This window comes from Streptomyces sp. NPDC005070 (genome assembly GCF_053600395.1).
The window spans coordinates 1-1623 of sequence record NZ_JBSFZS010000467.1 but is presented as its reverse complement, the minus strand read 5'-3'; the positions used below and the strand labels follow the sequence as shown (position 1 = coordinate 1623).

Annotated in this window: 2 protein-coding genes; both read right to left on the bottom strand. The window is 58.5% G+C overall.

The genetic code is table 11. From position 1 onward, the window contains the following. Positions 1-93: 93 nt before the first annotated feature. A complete protein-coding gene (locus ACWEBX_RS40315; RefSeq protein WP_451889663.1) occupies positions 94-489 on the bottom strand; it encodes a VOC family protein in 396 nt (131 codons plus the stop codon). Between the two features lie 183 nt (positions 490-672). Next, the gene (locus tag ACWEBX_RS40310; RefSeq protein ID WP_451889662.1) at positions 673-1020 is read right to left on the bottom strand and encodes a VOC family protein; all 348 of its coding nucleotides are present in this window, start codon (positions 1018-1020) and stop codon (positions 673-675) included. Positions 1021-1623: the final 603 nt, after the last annotated feature.

Here is a 1623-nt window from a genome sequence, read left to right as displayed (position 1 = left end):
GGTGCGGCCACTGCGGCCGGGCTGTGCTCCTCGTGGAAGCAGTTGCTCCAGGACGTAACTACTGTGCGAAGGCGACTACTTGAGCAGGTAGCCCTAATTGTCGCGGATGGCGGTCGACACGCTCCCGTCACCCAGGTCCATCATTTCCCAGACAATAGTGACCCCGAGATCGCGGAAGGTCTGAGTCACGGCGCCCAGGTCGCTCACCTTGAACACCAGGGCTTTGTTGCCGATGAGTTGGACGTGAGCCGGGGGATCTGCGGTCACCTCCGGCAGTTGGAAACCATCCGACGGTTGCAGGAGTTCGAGCTGGAACCCGGGACCTTCCAAGAAGGCTACTTCTGCGCCGATCGCTTCGAACCGGGACTTGGCTACCAGCTTTAGGCCGAATACACGGTTCCACCAATCGACGGATGCGTCAATGTCATTGACTGAAGTCGTGATGTTGTGGAGGGAAAATTCGAAATGCTGATTCTCTGATGTTCCCATTCCCAGTCCTTCCTGGATGACGGCCTATAGCAGATTATGTTGACGAGACGACAAGAATCGCCTCGGCAACCCCAATAGTTATGGCCCGCCTGGTCGAGTTTCGAAGTTATCTGAAGTTGAATCCAGGTGACCTATTTCAGGCGTCGGAGTCAATCTTCGGGCTAGTTGCCAACCTCATTTACCTCATACGCGGAGCTTCAGGTATTCGAAGACGGAGCCGTCGAGGTGACGGGCGACAATTCGAGTACCGTTGGGAACCTCATTCGGTTCTTCGAGGATTTCCGCGCCTACCTTGCCGAGGGCGTCGAGTACCGGATCCAAGGAGCCGACGAGGACCGTTGCGGTCTGGGACACATAATTCTCCACCGGCCCAGAGTAGAGAAGGAACGGTCCCACTAGCGCCAACTCCAGTTCCCGGTAGGGAAATCGGCGAACTTCCTCGGTGCCCGCCAATTCCTTGTAGAAAGGGATTGCGTCGTCAAGGTTTTCCACAGAGACGTTTGCGATCATGGCCTGGATGTTGCTGCTCATAGTTTTTCCTGGTGGTCGGCCACGACGAGACTACCGGCGCAGCGAGTTTGCTGAATCGCTTAAGGCGGCGATTACCCCTGAGCGAAGCGTGAGCATAATTCACCCACTTACCGGATGCGATGTTCGCACGCTCACGCTTTTCCGCCCCCTGCAACCGTAAGCTGCTTGCCCCCTCTTACGCGACCGCGGCGAGTCTCGCCGACGCAGGCGCTCGTTGGAGTAAGCGGTGGCACAGAGCGAACCCTTCCGGCGGCATCAAGAGGCCACAGGACGCGGACCCCATGTCGGTTGCGGAGAAATCCGAAGTGACCCAGCTCTGATGGCCGGCTGATCCACCGTGACTCCTCTATGGACATCGCTCTTCGGTGGTCGGAAATGAGGGGCATCCCAGCGTCACTGGCGGTAGCCCTCGGGCCGTTATCACGGCCCCCATCAACGGTTGAAACAGTAACTGTTACATCCAGGATCGTCAAACACTGCGCTCCCTAGAGGTGAGGCGCAGGCTCCCACCGCGACGGCTGGTCACGGACGTCGGCTGTCGACGTGCCTCAAGTACGTCGACGGTCTGCGTATCTCCACGACGTCGACGCGGGTGGGCGTCAC

What these genes read in the sequence shown, in the direction of transcription:
- ACWEBX_RS40315 (WP_451889663.1), bottom strand. Translation starts at nt 489, where the DNA reads ATGGGAACATCAGAGAATCAGCATTTCGAATTTTCCCTCCACAACATC.
- ACWEBX_RS40310 (WP_451889662.1), bottom strand. Translation starts at nt 1,020, where the DNA reads ATGAGCAGCAACATCCAGGCCATGATCGCAAACGTCTCTGTGGAAAAC.